This window comes from Gilliamella sp. B2785 (genome assembly GCF_026537005.1).
Taxonomy (GTDB): domain Bacteria; phylum Pseudomonadota; class Gammaproteobacteria; order Enterobacterales; family Orbaceae; genus Gilliamella; species Gilliamella apicola_E.
Window position 1 is genome coordinate 115,351 of sequence record NZ_JAFNNC010000004.1, and the last position, 15,787, is coordinate 131,137.

29 protein-coding genes are annotated in these 15,787 nt (G+C 39.7%); all 29 read right to left on the reverse strand.

The genetic code is table 11. From position 1 onward, the window contains the following. Nucleotides 1-6: 6 nt before the first annotated feature. Nucleotides 7-996 carry a DNA-directed RNA polymerase subunit alpha gene (locus J3U24_RS05950; RefSeq protein ID WP_065562938.1) on the reverse strand — a complete coding sequence of 330 codons (990 nt, stop codon included), beginning with the start codon at nucleotides 994-996 and terminating at the stop codon, nucleotides 7-9. A 25-nt stretch (nucleotides 997-1,021) separates the two neighbouring features. Next, on the reverse strand, nucleotides 1,022-1,642 hold the full coding sequence (gene rpsD, locus J3U24_RS05955; RefSeq protein ID WP_065558591.1) for a 30S ribosomal protein S4: 621 nt from the start codon (nucleotides 1,640-1,642) through the stop codon (nucleotides 1,022-1,024). A 46-nt stretch (nucleotides 1,643-1,688) separates the two neighbouring features. After that, nucleotides 1,689-2,078 (reverse strand): 30S ribosomal protein S11, encoded by a 390-nt coding sequence (gene rpsK, locus J3U24_RS05960; protein ID WP_025314405.1) that lies wholly within the window; start codon nucleotides 2,076-2,078, stop codon nucleotides 1,689-1,691. 15 nt (nucleotides 2,079-2,093) lie between these two features. Then, on the reverse strand, nucleotides 2,094-2,450 hold the full coding sequence (gene rpsM / locus J3U24_RS05965) for a 30S ribosomal protein S13 (RefSeq protein WP_034884217.1): 357 nt from the start codon (nucleotides 2,448-2,450) through the stop codon (nucleotides 2,094-2,096). 171 nt (nucleotides 2,451-2,621) lie between these two features. Continuing rightward, nucleotides 2,622-2,735 (reverse strand): 50S ribosomal protein L36, encoded by a 114-nt coding sequence (gene rpmJ / locus J3U24_RS05970; RefSeq protein ID WP_034884218.1) that lies wholly within the window; start codon nucleotides 2,733-2,735, stop codon nucleotides 2,622-2,624. Between the two features lie 26 nt (nucleotides 2,736-2,761). Further along, nucleotides 2,762-4,099: a preprotein translocase subunit SecY gene (gene secY / locus J3U24_RS05975; RefSeq protein WP_065562939.1), complete on the reverse strand. Its 1,338-nt coding sequence runs from the start codon at nucleotides 4,097-4,099 to the stop codon at nucleotides 2,762-2,764. 8 nt (nucleotides 4,100-4,107) lie between these two features. Next, nucleotides 4,108-4,542: a 50S ribosomal protein L15 gene (gene rplO / locus J3U24_RS05980; protein ID WP_065562940.1), complete on the reverse strand. Its 435-nt coding sequence runs from the start codon at nucleotides 4,540-4,542 to the stop codon at nucleotides 4,108-4,110. A gap of 5 nt (nucleotides 4,543-4,547) precedes the next feature. Continuing rightward, the gene (gene rpmD, locus J3U24_RS05985; protein ID WP_025314400.1) at nucleotides 4,548-4,727 is read right to left on the reverse strand and encodes a 50S ribosomal protein L30; all 180 of its coding nucleotides are present in this window, start codon (nucleotides 4,725-4,727) and stop codon (nucleotides 4,548-4,550) included. Between the two features lie 6 nt (nucleotides 4,728-4,733). After that, the gene (gene rpsE, locus J3U24_RS05990) at nucleotides 4,734-5,234 is read right to left on the reverse strand and encodes a 30S ribosomal protein S5 (RefSeq protein WP_025314399.1); all 501 of its coding nucleotides are present in this window, start codon (nucleotides 5,232-5,234) and stop codon (nucleotides 4,734-4,736) included. Nucleotides 5,235-5,248: 14 nt separating this feature from the next. Then, nucleotides 5,249-5,602, reverse strand: coding sequence for a 50S ribosomal protein L18 (rplR, locus tag J3U24_RS05995; protein WP_025314398.1), 354 nt, complete (start codon nucleotides 5,600-5,602; stop codon nucleotides 5,249-5,251). 9 nt (nucleotides 5,603-5,611) lie between these two features. Further along, a complete protein-coding gene (gene rplF, locus J3U24_RS06000) occupies nucleotides 5,612-6,145 on the reverse strand; it encodes a 50S ribosomal protein L6 (RefSeq protein WP_065562941.1) in 534 nt (177 codons plus the stop codon). 11 nt (nucleotides 6,146-6,156) lie between these two features. Continuing rightward, nucleotides 6,157-6,549: a 30S ribosomal protein S8 gene (rpsH, locus tag J3U24_RS06005; RefSeq protein WP_034884228.1), complete on the reverse strand. Its 393-nt coding sequence runs from the start codon at nucleotides 6,547-6,549 to the stop codon at nucleotides 6,157-6,159. 17 nt (nucleotides 6,550-6,566) lie between these two features. Then, complete coding sequence (gene rpsN / locus J3U24_RS06010) at nucleotides 6,567-6,872, reverse strand: 30S ribosomal protein S14 (protein WP_025314395.1); 306 nt, start codon at nucleotides 6,870-6,872, stop codon at nucleotides 6,567-6,569. Nucleotides 6,873-6,883: 11 nt separating this feature from the next. Further along, nucleotides 6,884-7,423 carry a 50S ribosomal protein L5 gene (gene rplE / locus J3U24_RS06015; RefSeq protein ID WP_025314394.1) on the reverse strand — a complete coding sequence of 180 codons (540 nt, stop codon included), beginning with the start codon at nucleotides 7,421-7,423 and terminating at the stop codon, nucleotides 6,884-6,886. 17 nt (nucleotides 7,424-7,440) lie between these two features. Then, nucleotides 7,441-7,755: a 50S ribosomal protein L24 gene (gene rplX, locus J3U24_RS06020; RefSeq protein ID WP_034884230.1), complete on the reverse strand. Its 315-nt coding sequence runs from the start codon at nucleotides 7,753-7,755 to the stop codon at nucleotides 7,441-7,443. 10 nt (nucleotides 7,756-7,765) lie between these two features. Beyond that, on the reverse strand, nucleotides 7,766-8,137 hold the full coding sequence (rplN, locus tag J3U24_RS06025; protein ID WP_025314392.1) for a 50S ribosomal protein L14: 372 nt from the start codon (nucleotides 8,135-8,137) through the stop codon (nucleotides 7,766-7,768). Nucleotides 8,138-8,331: 194 nt separating this feature from the next. Beyond that, nucleotides 8,332-8,592 (reverse strand): 30S ribosomal protein S17, encoded by a 261-nt coding sequence (rpsQ, locus tag J3U24_RS06030; RefSeq protein WP_025314391.1) that lies wholly within the window; start codon nucleotides 8,590-8,592, stop codon nucleotides 8,332-8,334. A gap of 1 nt (nucleotide 8,593) precedes the next feature. Continuing rightward, nucleotides 8,594-8,785 carry a 50S ribosomal protein L29 gene (gene rpmC, locus J3U24_RS06035; RefSeq protein ID WP_034902373.1) on the reverse strand — a complete coding sequence of 64 codons (192 nt, stop codon included), beginning with the start codon at nucleotides 8,783-8,785 and terminating at the stop codon, nucleotides 8,594-8,596. After that, nucleotides 8,786-9,196, reverse strand: coding sequence for a 50S ribosomal protein L16 (gene rplP, locus J3U24_RS06040; RefSeq protein ID WP_025314389.1), 411 nt, complete (start codon nucleotides 9,194-9,196; stop codon nucleotides 8,786-8,788). It lies immediately after the preceding gene. A 12-nt stretch (nucleotides 9,197-9,208) separates the two neighbouring features. Next, nucleotides 9,209-9,946 (reverse strand): 30S ribosomal protein S3, encoded by a 738-nt coding sequence (gene rpsC, locus J3U24_RS06045; protein WP_065562942.1) that lies wholly within the window; start codon nucleotides 9,944-9,946, stop codon nucleotides 9,209-9,211. A gap of 14 nt (nucleotides 9,947-9,960) precedes the next feature. Beyond that, nucleotides 9,961-10,293: a 50S ribosomal protein L22 gene (rplV, locus tag J3U24_RS06050; protein WP_034884235.1), complete on the reverse strand. Its 333-nt coding sequence runs from the start codon at nucleotides 10,291-10,293 to the stop codon at nucleotides 9,961-9,963. Nucleotides 10,294-10,306: 13 nt separating this feature from the next. Next, nucleotides 10,307-10,585, reverse strand: coding sequence for a 30S ribosomal protein S19 (rpsS, locus tag J3U24_RS06055; RefSeq protein WP_024496505.1), 279 nt, complete (start codon nucleotides 10,583-10,585; stop codon nucleotides 10,307-10,309). A gap of 19 nt (nucleotides 10,586-10,604) precedes the next feature. After that, nucleotides 10,605-11,429, reverse strand: coding sequence for a 50S ribosomal protein L2 (rplB, locus tag J3U24_RS06060; RefSeq protein ID WP_065562943.1), 825 nt, complete (start codon nucleotides 11,427-11,429; stop codon nucleotides 10,605-10,607). A gap of 18 nt (nucleotides 11,430-11,447) precedes the next feature. Next, complete coding sequence (rplW, locus tag J3U24_RS06065) at nucleotides 11,448-11,750, reverse strand: 50S ribosomal protein L23 (protein ID WP_034885052.1); 303 nt, start codon at nucleotides 11,748-11,750, stop codon at nucleotides 11,448-11,450. Continuing rightward, complete coding sequence (gene rplD, locus J3U24_RS06070) at nucleotides 11,747-12,349, reverse strand: 50S ribosomal protein L4 (RefSeq protein WP_065562944.1); 603 nt, start codon at nucleotides 12,347-12,349, stop codon at nucleotides 11,747-11,749. The genes rplW and rplD overlap by 4 nt, the downstream gene beginning before the upstream one ends. Nucleotides 12,350-12,365: 16 nt before the next feature. Beyond that, the gene (rplC, locus tag J3U24_RS06075; RefSeq protein ID WP_034902384.1) at nucleotides 12,366-12,992 is read right to left on the reverse strand and encodes a 50S ribosomal protein L3; all 627 of its coding nucleotides are present in this window, start codon (nucleotides 12,990-12,992) and stop codon (nucleotides 12,366-12,368) included. Nucleotides 12,993-13,023: 31 nt separating this feature from the next. Next, entirely contained in the window at nucleotides 13,024-13,335 is a 312-nt protein-coding gene (gene rpsJ / locus J3U24_RS06080; protein WP_006120582.1) for a 30S ribosomal protein S10, read from the reverse strand. A 366-nt stretch (nucleotides 13,336-13,701) separates the two neighbouring features. Further along, entirely contained in the window at nucleotides 13,702-14,637 is a 936-nt protein-coding gene (locus J3U24_RS06085) for a pseudouridine-5'-phosphate glycosidase (protein WP_267346977.1), read from the reverse strand. Continuing rightward, a complete protein-coding gene (locus tag J3U24_RS06090; RefSeq protein ID WP_176713968.1) occupies nucleotides 14,634-15,725 on the reverse strand; it encodes a PfkB family carbohydrate kinase in 1,092 nt (363 codons plus the stop codon). Before J3U24_RS06090 ends, J3U24_RS06085 begins: the two co-directional genes overlap by 4 nt. Nucleotides 15,726-15,787 lie beyond the last annotated feature (62 nt).

Sequence of the window (15,787 nt, forward strand, 5' to 3'; positions counted from 1 at the left end):
TTTATTTTAGTCTTCAACAATACTTGCTGGTGGCCAGTTCTCAAGACGCATGCCTAAAGACAAACCACGAGATGCGAGCACATCCTTAATTTCAGTAAGTGATTTCTTACCAAGATTAGGGGTTTTAAGTAACTCAACTTCGGTACGTTGTACTAAATCACCAATATAATGAACTGCTTCTGCTTTTAAGCAATTAGCAGACCGAACAGTTAATTCGAGATCATCTACTGGACGTAGAAGAATCGGATCAAATTCCGGTTTATCTTCTTTAACTTCAGGTTGACGTACATCACGTAAATCAACGAAAGCTTCAAGTTGTTCAGCCAAAATAGTTGAAGCACGACGAATAGCCTCTTCAGGATCAATCGTACCATTAGTTTCCATATCAATAACTAATTTATCTAAATCGGTACGTTGTTCCACACGAGCCGCATCGACAGAATAAGCGATACGCTCGACTGGGCTATAACATGCATCAACTAATAGACGACCAATCGGTCGCTCTTCATCTTCTGACTTAACGCGAGCAGAAGCAGGGACATAACCACGTCCTCGTTGTACACGAATACGCATACTAATTGAAGCATTGGCATCAGTAAGATGACAAATTACTAAATCAGGATTAACAATTTCAACATCACCATCGTGAGTGATATCTGATGCAGTTACCGCACCTACCCCTGATTTATTTAAAGTCAGCATAACATCATCTTTAGTATGTACACGTACTGCTAATTTTTTCAAATTAAGCAGAATATCAAGCACATCTTCTTGAACGCCTTCTTTAGTACTATACTCATGCAGAACACCGTCAATTTCAACTTCGGTCACTGCATATCCCGGCATAGATGATAATAAAATGCGGCGTAGTGCATTACCTAAAGTATGTCCAAAACCACGCTCAAGTGGCTCTAAAGTCACTTTTGCATGAGTTGGGCTGTATTGAACAACGTCAACTAGGTGAGGTTTTAAAAACTCTGTTACAGAACCCTGCATTATGTCCTCTCTTAAGTGCTAAACTTTACTTAGAGTAAAGTTCGACGATCAAATGTTCGTTGATGTCAGCAGATAAATCTGAACGTTCTGGTAAGCGTTTGAACACACCTTCCATTTTGCTAGCATCAACTTCTAACCATGTTGGTTTTTCACGTTGTTCAGCTAACTCTAAAGCGGCTTTAATACGTGCTTGTTTTTTAGATTTTTCACGAACACTAATCACATCTTCAGGTGAAACTTGATAAGATGCGATGTTAACAACGTGACCATTAACAAGAACAGCTTTATGACTAACTAATTGACGAGCTTCAGCGCGAGTAGCACCAAATCCCATACGATAAACAACGTTATCTAAGCGACGTTCTAAAAGACCTAACAAGTTTTCACCTGTATTACCTTTAATACGTGCTGCATTTTTGTAGTAATTACGGAATTGACGTTCTAGAATTCCATAAATACGTCTAACTTTTTGTTTTTCGCGTAACTGAACACCATAATCTGATAAACGCGGTTTACGCGCACCATGTTGTCCAGGAGCTTGTTCTAACTTACATTTACTGTCAACCGCTCGGACGCCAGACTTAAGGAATAAATCTGTACCTTCACGACGACTTAATTTGAGCTTTGGTCCCAAATATCTTGCCATTTTTTTTCTCCAATAATCCTATAAACATTCAATGTTTAATAAAAAATTAAACACGACGTTTCTTTGGTGGACGACAACCGTTATGAGGAATCGGAGTAACATCAGTAATATTAGTGATGCGATAACCCGCTGCATTTAATGCACGAATTGTTGACTCACGACCAGGACCAGGTCCTTTTACCATAACTTCTAGATTCTTAATTCCGTAGTCTTTTACGGCTTCTGCACAACGCTCTGCTGCTACTTGAGCTGCGAACGGAGTTGACTTACGAGAGCCACGGAAACCAGAACCACCAGCGGTTGCCCAACCCAACGCATTACCTTGACGATCGGTAATTGTTACGATTGTATTGTTAAATGATGCATGAATATGAGCTATACCATCAGAAACTTGCTTTTTAACACGTTTACGTGTACGAACAGGTGTCTTTGCCATTTATTATCACCTCAATTATTTCTTGATTGGCTTACGCGGTCCCTTACGGGTACGAGCGTTAGTCTTAGTGCGTTGACCACGGACAGGAAGTCCACGACGATGACGCACACCACGATAACAACCAAGGTCTAATAAACGCTTGATACTCATAGTTACTTCACGACGTAAATCACCTTCAACAGTGAATTTAGCGACTTGTTCACGTAACTTTTCAATCTGATCTTCAGATAGTTCTCTGATCTTAACATGTTCAGGAATACCAGCTTCAGCACAAATTGTCTTAGCACGGGTATTACCGATACCATAAATTGCTTGTAACGCAATAACAGTATGTTGTTGATCAGGAATGTTAATGCCTGCTATACGGGCCACTATGCACTCCTTTATTGTTAATGTTCAGCAAATCCACCATACTGAAAAGCCCGTTTTCAGGATACTCAAACGGCGGATCTACAAAAAAATTTTAGGCTGGCTATTCTAGCCAGCTTTACTATACTTTGGCAAGTAAAATATGCAAAAGTTCAATTTCGCAGTTAAATAATATTAACCTTGACGTTGTTTGTGTTTACCTTCAATGCAAATAACACGAACGATGCCATTGCGTTTGATGATTTTACAATTTCTGCATAATTTCTTGACTGAAGCACGAACTTTCATGTTTTTCTCCGTAACTTCTGGCTAACTTATCGGCCGTAGCCTTTAAGGTTCGCTTTCTTTAACACTGACTCATAACGATTTGGCATCATTAAAGTCTGTACTTGTGCCATAAAATCCATGATTACAACAACTACAATTAATAAAGATGTTCCACCGAATTGAACTGGAACTTTCATCGCACTTGTCATAAACATTGGTACCAAACATACAAAAGTAATGTAGATAGCGCCAATTAGCGTTAAACGTGTCATTACTTTATCAATATACTTCGATGTTTGTTCACCTGGACGGATACCTGGAATAAATGCACCAGATTTTTTTAACTGATCTGCTGTTTCTCTCGGATTGAAAACCAATGCGGTATAGAAGAAACAGAAGAAAATAATCGCAGCTGCAAAAAAGATTATGTATAACGGTTGATCATGAGAGAAATATTGCCCAATAAGAACAAAGATATATCTCCATCCTTCACCATTTCCTTGAAACCAAGAAGCCATCATTGATGGTAACATAATAATTGTTGAAGCAAATATTGCTGGAATTACACCTGCCATATTAATTTTAAGAGGTAAATGCGTACTTTGTGCGGCATACACACGACGACCTTGTTGTCTTTGAGCGTAATTAACGACAATACGTCGTTGACCACGTTCAACAAAAACGACAAAGTAAGTCACACCAACCACTAATGCAGCGATTACTAATAATAAAATCGGATGCAAATCACCAGAACGAGCTTGTTCAATTGTTTCATATATCGCATGAGGAAGACTTGCCACAATACCCGCAAAGATAATGATAGAAATACCATTACCTACACCGCGCTCTGTGATCTGTTCACCCAACCACATAAGAAACATAGTGCCAGTAACTAAGCTAACCGATGCAATAAAATAGAAAGAAAATCCTGGGTTAATCACAACCTGACTATAACCAGGAATATTCGGTAAACCAGTCGCAATACCGACTGCCTGTACAATCGCTAAAGCTAGTGTGCCATAACGAGTATATTGGCTAATTTTCTTACGACCTGATTCACCTTCTTTCTTCAATTCAGCTAATTTAGGATTAATTGATGTCAATAACTGCACAATGATTGATGCAGAAATATAAGGCATTATCCCTAAAGCAAAGATTGAAGCACGGCTTAAAGCACCACCAGAGAACATATTGAACATACCAACAATACCATTAGATGATGCTTGTAGTAAGTCCGATAACGCTTTAGTATCAACACCAGGAACCGGAACGTAAGAACCAAGACGGAAAACAATAAGCGCTAAAAGCACAAATAATAAACGTCTTTTAAGCTCACTACTACCGCCTCGTGTGCTTTGAAAATCTAATCCTGGTTGCTTTGCCATCTTTCTAATTATTCCTCAATTTTTCCGCCAGCAGCTTCAATTGCAGCTTTAGCACCTTTAGTTACTCGAATACCACGAACTGTTACTGGTTTAGAAATTTCACCAGATAACATGATTTTTGCATATTCGATTTGTGAATTAATCACATTAGCAACTTTTAAGCTATTTAGGTCAACAATATCACCTTCAACTTTCATTAAATCTGAAAGACGAACTTGTGCTGTTACCATAGCTTTACGTGAGGTAAAACCAAATTTTGGTAAACGACGATATAAAGGCATTTGACCACCTTCAAAGCCACGACGAACGCCGCCACCTGAACGAGATTTTTGACCTTTGATACCACGAGTACCAGTTTTACCAAGCCCTGAACCGATTCCACGGCCTACGCGCTTAGGTGCATGCTTTGAACCTTCAGCAGGAGATAAAGTATTTAAACGCATTACTATTACTCCTCAACTTTAACCATGTAATAAACTTGGTTTACCATACCGCGAATTGCAGGTGTATCTTCACGTTCAACAGTATGACCAATACGACGTAATCCTAAACCAACTAACGTTGCTTTATGCTTCGGTAGACGACCAATAGAACTACGAGTTTGTGTAATTTTAATTGTCTTTGCCATGGCTAATTACCCCAAAATTTCTTCGACGGTTTTACCACGCTTAGCAGCAACCATTTCTGGAGATTTCATATTTTCTAAGCCATCAATCGTTGCACGAACCACGTTAATTGGGTTTGTAGAACCATATGCTTTAGCTAGAACGTTACGAACACCAGCAACTTCTAATACAGCACGCATCGCACCACCGGCGATAATACCAGTACCTTCTGATGCTGGTTGCATATAAACACGAGAACCTGTGTGAGCACCTTTAACTGGATGCTGTAAAGTATCGTTGTTTAACGCAACATTGATCATATTGCGACGTGCTTTTTCCATTGCTTTTTGGATTGCTGCTGGCACTTCACGTGCTTTACCATATCCAAAACCTACGCGGCCATTACCGTCACCAACAACAGTTAGTGCAGAAAAACTAAAAATACGACCACCTTTTACGGTTTTAGAGACTCGGTTAACTGCGATTAATTTTTCCTGCAGTTCACCAGCTTGTTTTTCGATGTTTGACATCTTTAACTCCTACCTTAGAACTGTAGGCCAGCTTCGCGAGCAGCATCTGCTAGCGCCTGAACTCGACCATGATATTGGAAACCTGAACGATCAAAAGAAACTTCTTTGATATCTTTCGCTAATGCACGCTCTGCAATTGCTTTACCAACTGCTGCTGCGGCATCTTTGTTTCCAGTGTATTTTAAACTTTCACTGATAGCTTTTTCTAATGTAGAAGCGGCTGCCAGTACTTCTGATCCGTTTGGTGCGATAATCTGCGCATAAATATGACGCGGAGTACGGTGAACTACTAAGCGAGTTGCAAGTAGTTCATGCATCTTACGACGCGCTTTAGTTGCACGACGGATACGAGCTGATTTCTTATCCATAGTGTTACCTTACTTTTTCTTAGCTTCTTTAGTACGCACAACTTCATCTGCGTAACGAACACCTTTACCTTTATAAGGTTCAGGACGACGATAAGCACGGATATCTGCTGCCACTTGTCCGATTAACTGTTTATCAGCACTTTTTAGTACGATTTCAGTTTGAGAAGGACACTCAGCTGTTACACCTTTAGGTAATTGATGTTCAATTGGATGTGAATATCCAAGAGATAAACCAATTGCATTACCTTTAACTTGTGCACGATAACCGACACCAACTAGCTGAAGTTTTTTAGTAAAACCTTCAGTAACACCAATTACCATTGCATTAATCAATGCACGAGCTGTACCTGCTTGAGCCCAAGCATCAGCAAAGCCGTCACGAGGTGCAAATTTAATTTGACCTTCTTCTTGATTAATTACAACAGCATTATTTATTGTGCGAGATAACTCGCCATTTTTACCTTTAATCGTAATTACCTGACCATTGAGTTTTACCTCTACGCCAGCAGGAACAACGACAGGTGCTTTTGCAACACGAGACATTTTTTTCTCCCTTACGCTACGTAGCAGATAATTTCACCACCAAGACCAGCTTGGCGTGCTGCACGATCAGTCATAACACCTTTAGAAGTAGAAATAACTGCAATACCTAATCCAGCCATTACTTTTGGTAATTCATCTTTACGTTTATAAATACGTAAACCTGGACGGCTAACACGTTTAATACTTTCTACAACAGCCTTACCTTGGAAATATTTTAAAGTGATTTCCAATTCTGGTTTAGTGTCACCAACTACTTTATAGTCCCCGATATAACCTTCTTCTTTTAGCACATTGGCAATTGCCACTTTTAGCTTAGAGGAAGGCATGGTGACTGCAACTTTATTCGCAGCTTGACCGTTACGAATACGGGTCAACATATCTGCTATAGGATCTTGCATGCTCATCTATAACACTCCCCTGATTACCAACTTGCCTTTTTAAGACCAGGAATCTCACCACGCATGGCTGACTCACGAACCTTAATACGGCTTAAACCAAATTTACGAAGGACGCCATGAGGACGACCGGTTTGACGACAACGACGACGTTGACGTGATGGACTAGAATCACGAGGAAGCGTTTGCAATTTAAGCACTGCATTCCAACGATCTTCATCTGATGCATTAAGATCAGAGATAATCGCTTTTAATTCTTGACGCTTTGCAAAATATTTTTCTGCTAGCTTTACGCGTTTCTTATCGCGTTCAATCATTGATTGTTTAGCCATTATGCCCTACCTTACTTACGAAATGGGAAGTTAAAGGCAGATAATAAAGCTCGGCCTTCTTCATCAGATTGTGCAGTAGTTGTGATAGTAATATCTAAACCACGAACACGATCAACTTTATCATAATCGATTTCAGGGAAAACGATTTGTTCACGAACACCCATGCTATAGTTACCACGACCATCGAAAGATTTTGCGCTTAAGCCACGAAAATCTCGAGTACGAGGAAGAGCAATATAAACTAGACGTTCAAAAAATTCCCACATACGTTCGCCACGTAAAGTGACCTTACAACCAATAGGATACCCTTGACGGATTTTAAAACCAGCAACTGATTTGCGTGCTTTAGTGACAAGTGGTTTTTGACCACTGATTGCTGCTAAATCAGCAACCGCATTATCTAATAATTTCTTATCAGTAATTGCTTCACCCACACCCATATTCAAGGTGATCTTTTCGATCCGAGGGACTTGCATGACAGATTTGTAGCCAAACTGTTCTTGCAGTTTATTTACTACCTGTGCTTTGTAGTAATCATGCAGTTTCGCCATCGTACACTCCAAATTACTTAATTGATTAATTTATTAGTAGACTTATAAAAACGGACTTTTTTTCCATCTTCAAAACGAAAGCCTACGCGATCTGCTTTGCCTGTATCTTGGTTAAAAATTGCTACGTTAGAAACGTTAATTGGTGCTTCTTTCTCAACAATTCCACCTTCTTGATTTAATGCAGGTACTGGTTTTTGGTGTTTTTTCACCAAATTAATACCTTCAACAATCACTTTACCAGTAGACAAAACACTTTTTACTTTACCGCGTTTACCTTTATCTTTACCGGCTAACACGATAACTTCATCTTCTCGACGGATTTTAGCTGCCATTACCCGCTCCTTACAGTACTTCTGGTGCTAATGAAATGATCTTCATAAACTTCTCAGAACGAAGTTCACGAGTGACCGGTCCAAAAATACGCGTACCAATCGGTTGCTCACTGTTATTATTTAAAATAACACAAGCATTGCGATCGAAACGAATGACAGATCCATCAGGACGACGAACACCTTTTCTAGTGCGCACGACGACAGCTTTAAGTACATCACCTTTTTTAACTTTACCACGTGGAATTGCTTCTTTAATGGTAACTTTGATGATATCACCGACAGCTGCATAACGACGATGCGATCCACCGAGAACCTTGATACACATTACGCTACGTGCGCCAGAGTTATCAGCAACATCGAGCCTAGTCTGTTCTTGGATCATTTTAATGCTCCGTATAAATTAATTATTGTCTAATCTACCTTCATCCACCTCAACTACCATGGATAAGAATAGACAACCAAAAACCCACATATGTGAGGGCGCATAGTATAACACCACTCAAATAAAATGGATAGCATAAAATAAACGGCCGATGAGCCGTTTATTATATTATGTACAGTTTTTAATCAAAAAGATTAACTAACTGCTTTTTCAACGATTCGAACAAGAGTCCAAGATTTGGTTTTTGATAATGGACGACACTCTTTAATTTCAACAGTATCACCAATACCACACTCGTTGTTTTCATCATGTACATGCAATTTAGTCGTACGTTTAATGAACTTACCATATAACGGATGCTTCACTTTACGTTCAATAGCTACAGTAATAGATTTATCCATTTTGTCGCTAATAACACGACCTTGCTGAGTACGAATTTTTACTTCAGTAGTCATATTACGCACCCGCCTTCTCAGTTAATAACGTTTTAACTCGTGCAATATTACGACGCACTTGTTTTAACATATGAGTTTGTGTTAACTGACCCCCAGCTAATTGCATACGTAAGTTAAATTGCTCACGTAATAAATTAAGAAGTTCAGTATTTAACTCTTCAACGCTTTTTTCGCGTAGCTCTTTTGCTTTCATTTACATCACCGTCTTAATCACAAAGGTGGTTTTAATTGGCAGTTTTGCAGCTGCCAACGCAAATGCTTCACGAGCAACTTCTTCCGGTACACCGTCCATTTCATAAAGGACTTTACCTGGTTGAATCTGAGCAACCCAGTATTCAACGTTACCCTTACCTTTACCCATACGCACTTCAAGTGGTTTTTCAGTAATTGGTTTATCAGGGAAAACTCGAATCCAGATTTTACCTTGACGCTTAACTGCACGAGTCATTGCACGACGTGCCGCTTCGATCTGGCGCGCAGTCAAACGACCACGACCCACAGCCTTAAGACCGAATGTACCGAAACTAACGTCAGTACTTACAGCAAGACCACGATTGCGGCCCTTGTGCACTTTACGGAATTTTGTACGCTTTGGTTGTAACATCAGCGACGCTCCTTATTGTTTTCGGCCTTTGCGCTGCTTTTTCGGTTGAGCAGCAGGTTGTTTTTCTGCTTGTTCAACGGCAGCCATACCACCAAGGATCTCACCTTTGAAGATCCACACTTTAACACCAATAATACCATAGGTAGTTAATGCTTCAGATGTACCATAATCGATATCAGCACGTAGAGTATGTAGAGGCACACGACCTTCACGATACCATTCACTACGAGCGATTTCAGCGCCGCCTAAACGACCACTTACTTCAACTTTGATACCTTTAGCACCCGCTTTCATTGCGTTTTGAACCGCACGTTTCATAGCACGACGGAACATAACACGGCGTTCTAACTGAGAGGTAATACTGTCAGCAACTAATTTAGCGTCAAGTTCTGGTTTACGAACTTCAGCAATATTAATTTGTACTGCAACATCACGTTTCTCTCTTTTGTCTTTGTATTTATTGACAATAGAAGCTACGGCATTACGTAATTTTTCAACGTCCTCACCTTTTTTACCAATCACAATACCTGGACGAGCAGTGTGAATAGTAATGCGAACGTTAGTTTCTGCTGAACGGTCGATCACAATTTTAGAGATAGATGCTTGTGCTAATTCTTTATTTAAGAATTCACGCACTCTAAAATCACTTTCTAAATTATCAGCGAATGTCTTTGTACCCGAATACCATGTAGATGTCCAAGGCTTGACGATGCCTAGTCGGATACCATTTGGATTTACTTTTTGACCCATTGCTATTCTCCAGCCTAGCGATCAGAGACGATCACGGTGATGTGACTCGTACGCTTCAAAATTCGATCTGCACGACCTTTTGCACGAGGCATAATACGCTTCATGGTTGGGCCTTCGTCTACGAAAATTTTCGCAACTTTCAGATCATCAATATCAGCACCATCGTTATGCTCTGCATTAGCAATAGCAGACTCTAATACTTTTTTAACCAGTACAGCCGCTTTTTTATTGGTGTACGTTAAAATATCAAGTGCCTGAGACACTTTTTTACCGCGAACAAGATCTGCAACTAAGCGAACTTTTTGTGCAGAAGAACGAGCGTGGCGGTACTTTGCAATTGTTTCCATCTCTTTCTCCTACTTATTTCTTCTTAGCTTTCTTATCCGCAGCGTGGCCGCGATAAGTACGAGTCGGCGCGAATTCACCCAATTTATGACCAACCATTTCGTCGGAAACATAAACTGGAACGTGCTGACGACCATTATGGACAGCGATGGTCAAACCGATCATGTTAGGAAAGATCGTTGAACGACGGGACCAAGTACGAATTGGTTTCTTGTCCCCGCTTTCCACCGCTTTCTCTACCTTCTTCAGCAAGTGTAGGTCAATAAAAGGACCCTTCTTGAGAGAACGTGGCATAGCTAATCCTCTATATTAATTATTTCTTATTGCGACGGCGAACAATATACTTATCAGTACGTTTGTTGCTACGCGTTTTCAATCCTTTGGCTTTTTGACCCCATGGAGACACAGGATGTTTACCAAAGTTACGACCTTCACCACCACCATGTGGATGGTCTACCGGGTTCATTGCTGTACCACGAACAGTAGGACGAACACCACGCCAACGCGAAGCACCCGCTTTACCTAATACGCGAAGCATATGTTCTGAATTACCCACTTCACCAATAGTGGCGCGGCAATCAGATAATACTTTACGCATTTCACCTGAACGTAGACGTAATGTTACATAAGCACCATCACGAGCAACGATTTGAACATAACTACCAGCAGAGCGAGCAAGTTGTCCGCCTTTACCTGGTTTCATTTCAATATTATGCACGGTAGAACCGACTGGAATATTGCGCATCGGTAAACAGTTACCTGTTTTAATTGATGCATCAACACCAGATTGGATCTGATCACCTGCTTTTAAGCCTTTAGGCGCTAAAATATAACGACGTTCACCGTCTTTATATAGAACCAATGCAATATTTGCACTACGGTTCGGATCATATTCCAAACGTTCAACAACTGCTGGAATACCATCTTTATTACGCTTAAAGTCGACAATACGATAATGTTGTTTATGACCACCACCGATATGACGGGTAGTGATACGACCATTATTATTGCGACCACCAGTTTTGCTTTTTGAATCAAGCAACGGTGCATAAGGCTTACCTTTATGCAACTCTGGGTTAACCACTTTAACAACGTGGCGACGACCCGGAGATGTAGGTTTACACTTAACAACTGCCATTGTTCTTACTCCTCCGAATTACTCAGCGACGCCAGCAAGGTCTAAGTTTTGACCTTCTGCTAAAGTAACGTAAGCTTTTTTCCAGTCGCTACGGCGACCGATTTGTTGACCACGACGTTTTACTTTGCCTTTAACAACAAGAGTATTTACGTCATCTACTTTAACTTCAAATAGTTGTTCAACTGCGGCTTTAATCTCTCTCTTAGTAGCATCTTTAGCAACTTTCAATACTAATGTATTTGTTTTTTCCATTGAAATAGATGCTTTTTCAGAAACATGTGGTGCTCGCAGGACTTTAAGCAGACGCTCTTCACGAATCATGCTAACATCTCCTCTACTTGTTTAACGGCATCAACAGTGATAACCACTTTGTCAAATGCAATCAAACTAACTGGATCAATACCTGCCACATCACGCACATCAACTTTATATAAGTTACGTGCTGCTAAGAAAAGATTTTCATCAACTTCAGAGGTAATGATTAGAACATCATTTAAGTTCATATCATTTAATTTCTGAGTTAATAATTTAGTCTTAGGTGCTTCAACAGTAAATGTTTCAACCACGATTAAACGTTCTTGACGCACTAATTCAGAGAAAATACTCTTTAATGCACCACGATACATTTTACGGTTAACTTTTTGGCTATGATCTTGTGGTTTTGCTGCAAATGTTACACCACCACTACGCCAGATTGGGCTCTTAATAGAACCTGAACGAGCACGACCAGTGCCTTTTTGACGCCATGGTTTTTTGCCTGAACCAGCGATTTCTGCACGAGTTTTTTGTGCGCGAGAGCCTTGACGAGCAGCAGATGCATAAGCAACAACTACTTGGTGAACTAACGCTTCATTAAACTCACGTCCGAAGGTAGTTTCGGAAACAGAAAGCGCTTGCGCGTCTTTTACTACTAATTCCATCTCTATCTCCTCGACGTTAAGCCTTGATTGCCGGTTTAACAATTACGTCACTATTGATTGCGCCTGGTACTGCACCTTTAATTAATAAAAGGTTACGTTCTGCATCAACACGCACAATATCTAAGTTTTGAACAGTTACACGTTCATTACCTAGGTGACCTGCCATTTTACGACCTTTGAACACTTTACCTGGAGTTTGGTTTTGACCGATAGAGCCATGACCACGGTGTGCCAAAGAGTTACCATGTGTTGCATCTTGAGTACGGAAATTCCAACGTTTAGTTACGCCAGCAAAACCTTTACCTTTAGATGTTCCAGTAACATCAACTTTTTTAACGTCTGTAAAAATATCAACGTTAATGCTTTGACCTACAGTATATTCGCCTTCTTCAAAACGGAATTCCCATAGACCACGACCAGCTTCAACGCCAGCCTTAGCGAAATGACCTGCTTCAGGTTTATTTACGCGGCTTGCTTTTTTGCTGCCAGTAGTAACCTGAATAGCTTGATAACCATCATTCTCAAGCGTTTTAACTTGAGTAACGCGGTTGCTTTGAACTTCAACTACGGTGACAGGAATAGAAACACCCTCTTCGGTGAAGATTCGTGTCATTCCTACTTTACGACCGATTAAACCAATCATTGTTTAGACCTCTCAATCATTCAGCTTAGGATTAACCTAAACTGATCTGCACATCAACACCGGCAGCAAGGTCTAGACGCATTAAAGCATCAACTGTTTTTTCAGTTGGCTCAACGATATCAACTAGACGTTTGTGAGTACGAATCTCATATTGATCACGCGCATCTTTATTTACGTGCGGAGAAATCAATACGGTGAAACGTTCTTTGCGTGTCGGTAATGGAATAGGACCACGAACTTGTGCGCCTGTGCGCTTCGCAGTTTCTACAATTTCAGCAGTTGATTGATCAATCAAACGATGATCAAACGCTTTTAACCGAATACGGATTCTTTGGTTCGACATGAGACCAGAGCTCCACTATTTAAAAGTTATAACAAAAGATTACTCCTCTTGCCCTGTTTCGATTGACAGGAGAGTGTAATCCGTTCTTTTTCGTAATTCCCAAATCGGGAATATTGTTGATATAATTCAATATTTTTACATAAAGATTATATCTTTTTACTCATTTGCTTACATAAAGACAATAAACAAAGTGGCGGGATTATACCCCGTTAGTTAATCAACATCAAGTATTAATTATCATACAGATAGAGAAAATATGATCATTAATAGCTATCAAAAAAGTTGAGGAACGGGGTTTTTTGACATATTTATGCCGCTATCAGTCACTCAAGTCTGACTATCAAAATGCGCCTCAATACATCATTTTTATTTAATATTGCAATAACTCATCGCGATTTCAGATGCTAATTTTGCATTATTAAAAACAAGATTGATATTTGCTTCTAAGCTATCACCACCAGTTAACTCAACCACCTTCGCTAACAAGAATGGGGTAGTCTCTTTACCTTTAATTCCTTGCTCAACTGATTCTTTTAATGCTTTTTCAATTGCTGCCGTAATTAACGCTTCATCCATTGCATATTGTGTCGGGATAGGATTTGCAACCACAACTCCACCATTTAAACCTAAATCCCATTTTACTTTAATCATGTCAGCAATCTGTTTAGCGCTATCTAGTTTTACGCTAACATCAAACGGACTAGTTCGGCTAAAGAACGATGGCAGTTTTTCTGTTTGATAACCAACCACAGGCACACCAAATGTTTCAAGATATTCCATCGTTAAACCTAAATCTAAAATTGATTTCGCCCCAGCACAGACTACCGCAACATTGGTATTAGCGAGTTCTTGAAGGTCGGCTGAAATATCAAAGGTATGCTCAGCACCTCGATGAACACCACCAAGCCCGCCGGTTGCAAAAACTCGAATACCAGCTAATTCAGCAATAATCATTGTAGCTGCAACCGTTGTCGCACCATTTTGTTTATTGGCAACAACAACAGGTAAATCACGACGACTCACTTTTGTTACATTTAACCCTTCTTTACCAAGAATGGTGATCTCATCTTTGGATAATCCCGCTTTTAAACGACCATTAATTACCGCAATCGTTGCAGGAATTGCGCTATTTTTTCTGACTATTTCTTCCACTTTTAATGCTGTTTCCACATTTTGTGGATAAGGCATACCATGTGAAATAATAGTAGATTCTAAAGCAACGACAGGTTGATTATTTTCAAGCGCTCGTTTGACTTCAGGCGAAATATCAAGATATTGATTATACTTAGACATATTGTTCATGAAAGGGACTCCAAAATATTTTGAACACAATTAATTGATAAATTAGGATTATTAGTAAATTCTGATGATAATGTTAATGATGAACAGGCTTGACCAAATTTCACACTTTGATAAAAACTCAGTCCATCCAAATAACCTTGTACAAGCCCAGCCAGCATCGCATCACCAGCACCGGTTACGCTGACAATGTCGGTAGGAATTGGCGCGGACCAACCACGATCACCATCGATTTCACTATAGTAAACGCCATCAGCCCCAGCACTAATCGCAATTCGCTGTACACCTTGCTGATGGAACCAGTCAACTACTTTAGGAATATCATCATTGGTTTCGATTTTTATTCCACTTAAAATTTCCGCCTCTAAACGATTTGGTTTTAAGGTATGAATATATGATAACCAATCTTTGATTTTATGGGATTTAAATGCTGAAACAGTATCAACAAAAATAGGAATAGAGCCAGCATTACTAAACAGCCATGTCAGCGCTTCTTGTTGCAAATTACAGTCAATAACCAGTAATTTAGCATGTTGAATTAACTGTTTTGATTCATTTAATAAGCTTGGGTTTAACTTATTAATAATATCCATATCATTAATAGCTATCACCATTTCACCTGACTCATCAAGTAAAGAAAGATAGGTCGAAGTACGATCCCCTTTTATCACATGGCAATGATCCATATTAACGCCTGACTTTCGAGTATGTTCGATAAGTTGCGCACCATAAAAATCATCACCTATCATTGAAACAAGGTAGGTATCAAGCCCTAATAGCGCTAAATTTTCAGCAATATTTCGCCCCACACCGCCAGGTGTACAACGAATTTTACCGGGATTGGAATCTTCATAAACTAATTGCTTATCTGAATAGCCGGTCACATCCATATTACATGAACCAACGACAACAACATGATTATTTTCCGATAAAAGATACCCTTTTCCTTTTATATAGCCTTTTTGAGTCAGCGTCATAATATAACCTGCCACACTAGAACGGGTAATGCCTAACATATCAGCAATAACATGCTGTTGGATGAAAGGATCGTTGCGAATAATCGTGAGGATCTGTTTTTCTCTTTTATTCATAAACACCTGTCTATTTTTAAGCACATGTTTAGTCTTTGACAATAGCAGAATTATGAAAAGGT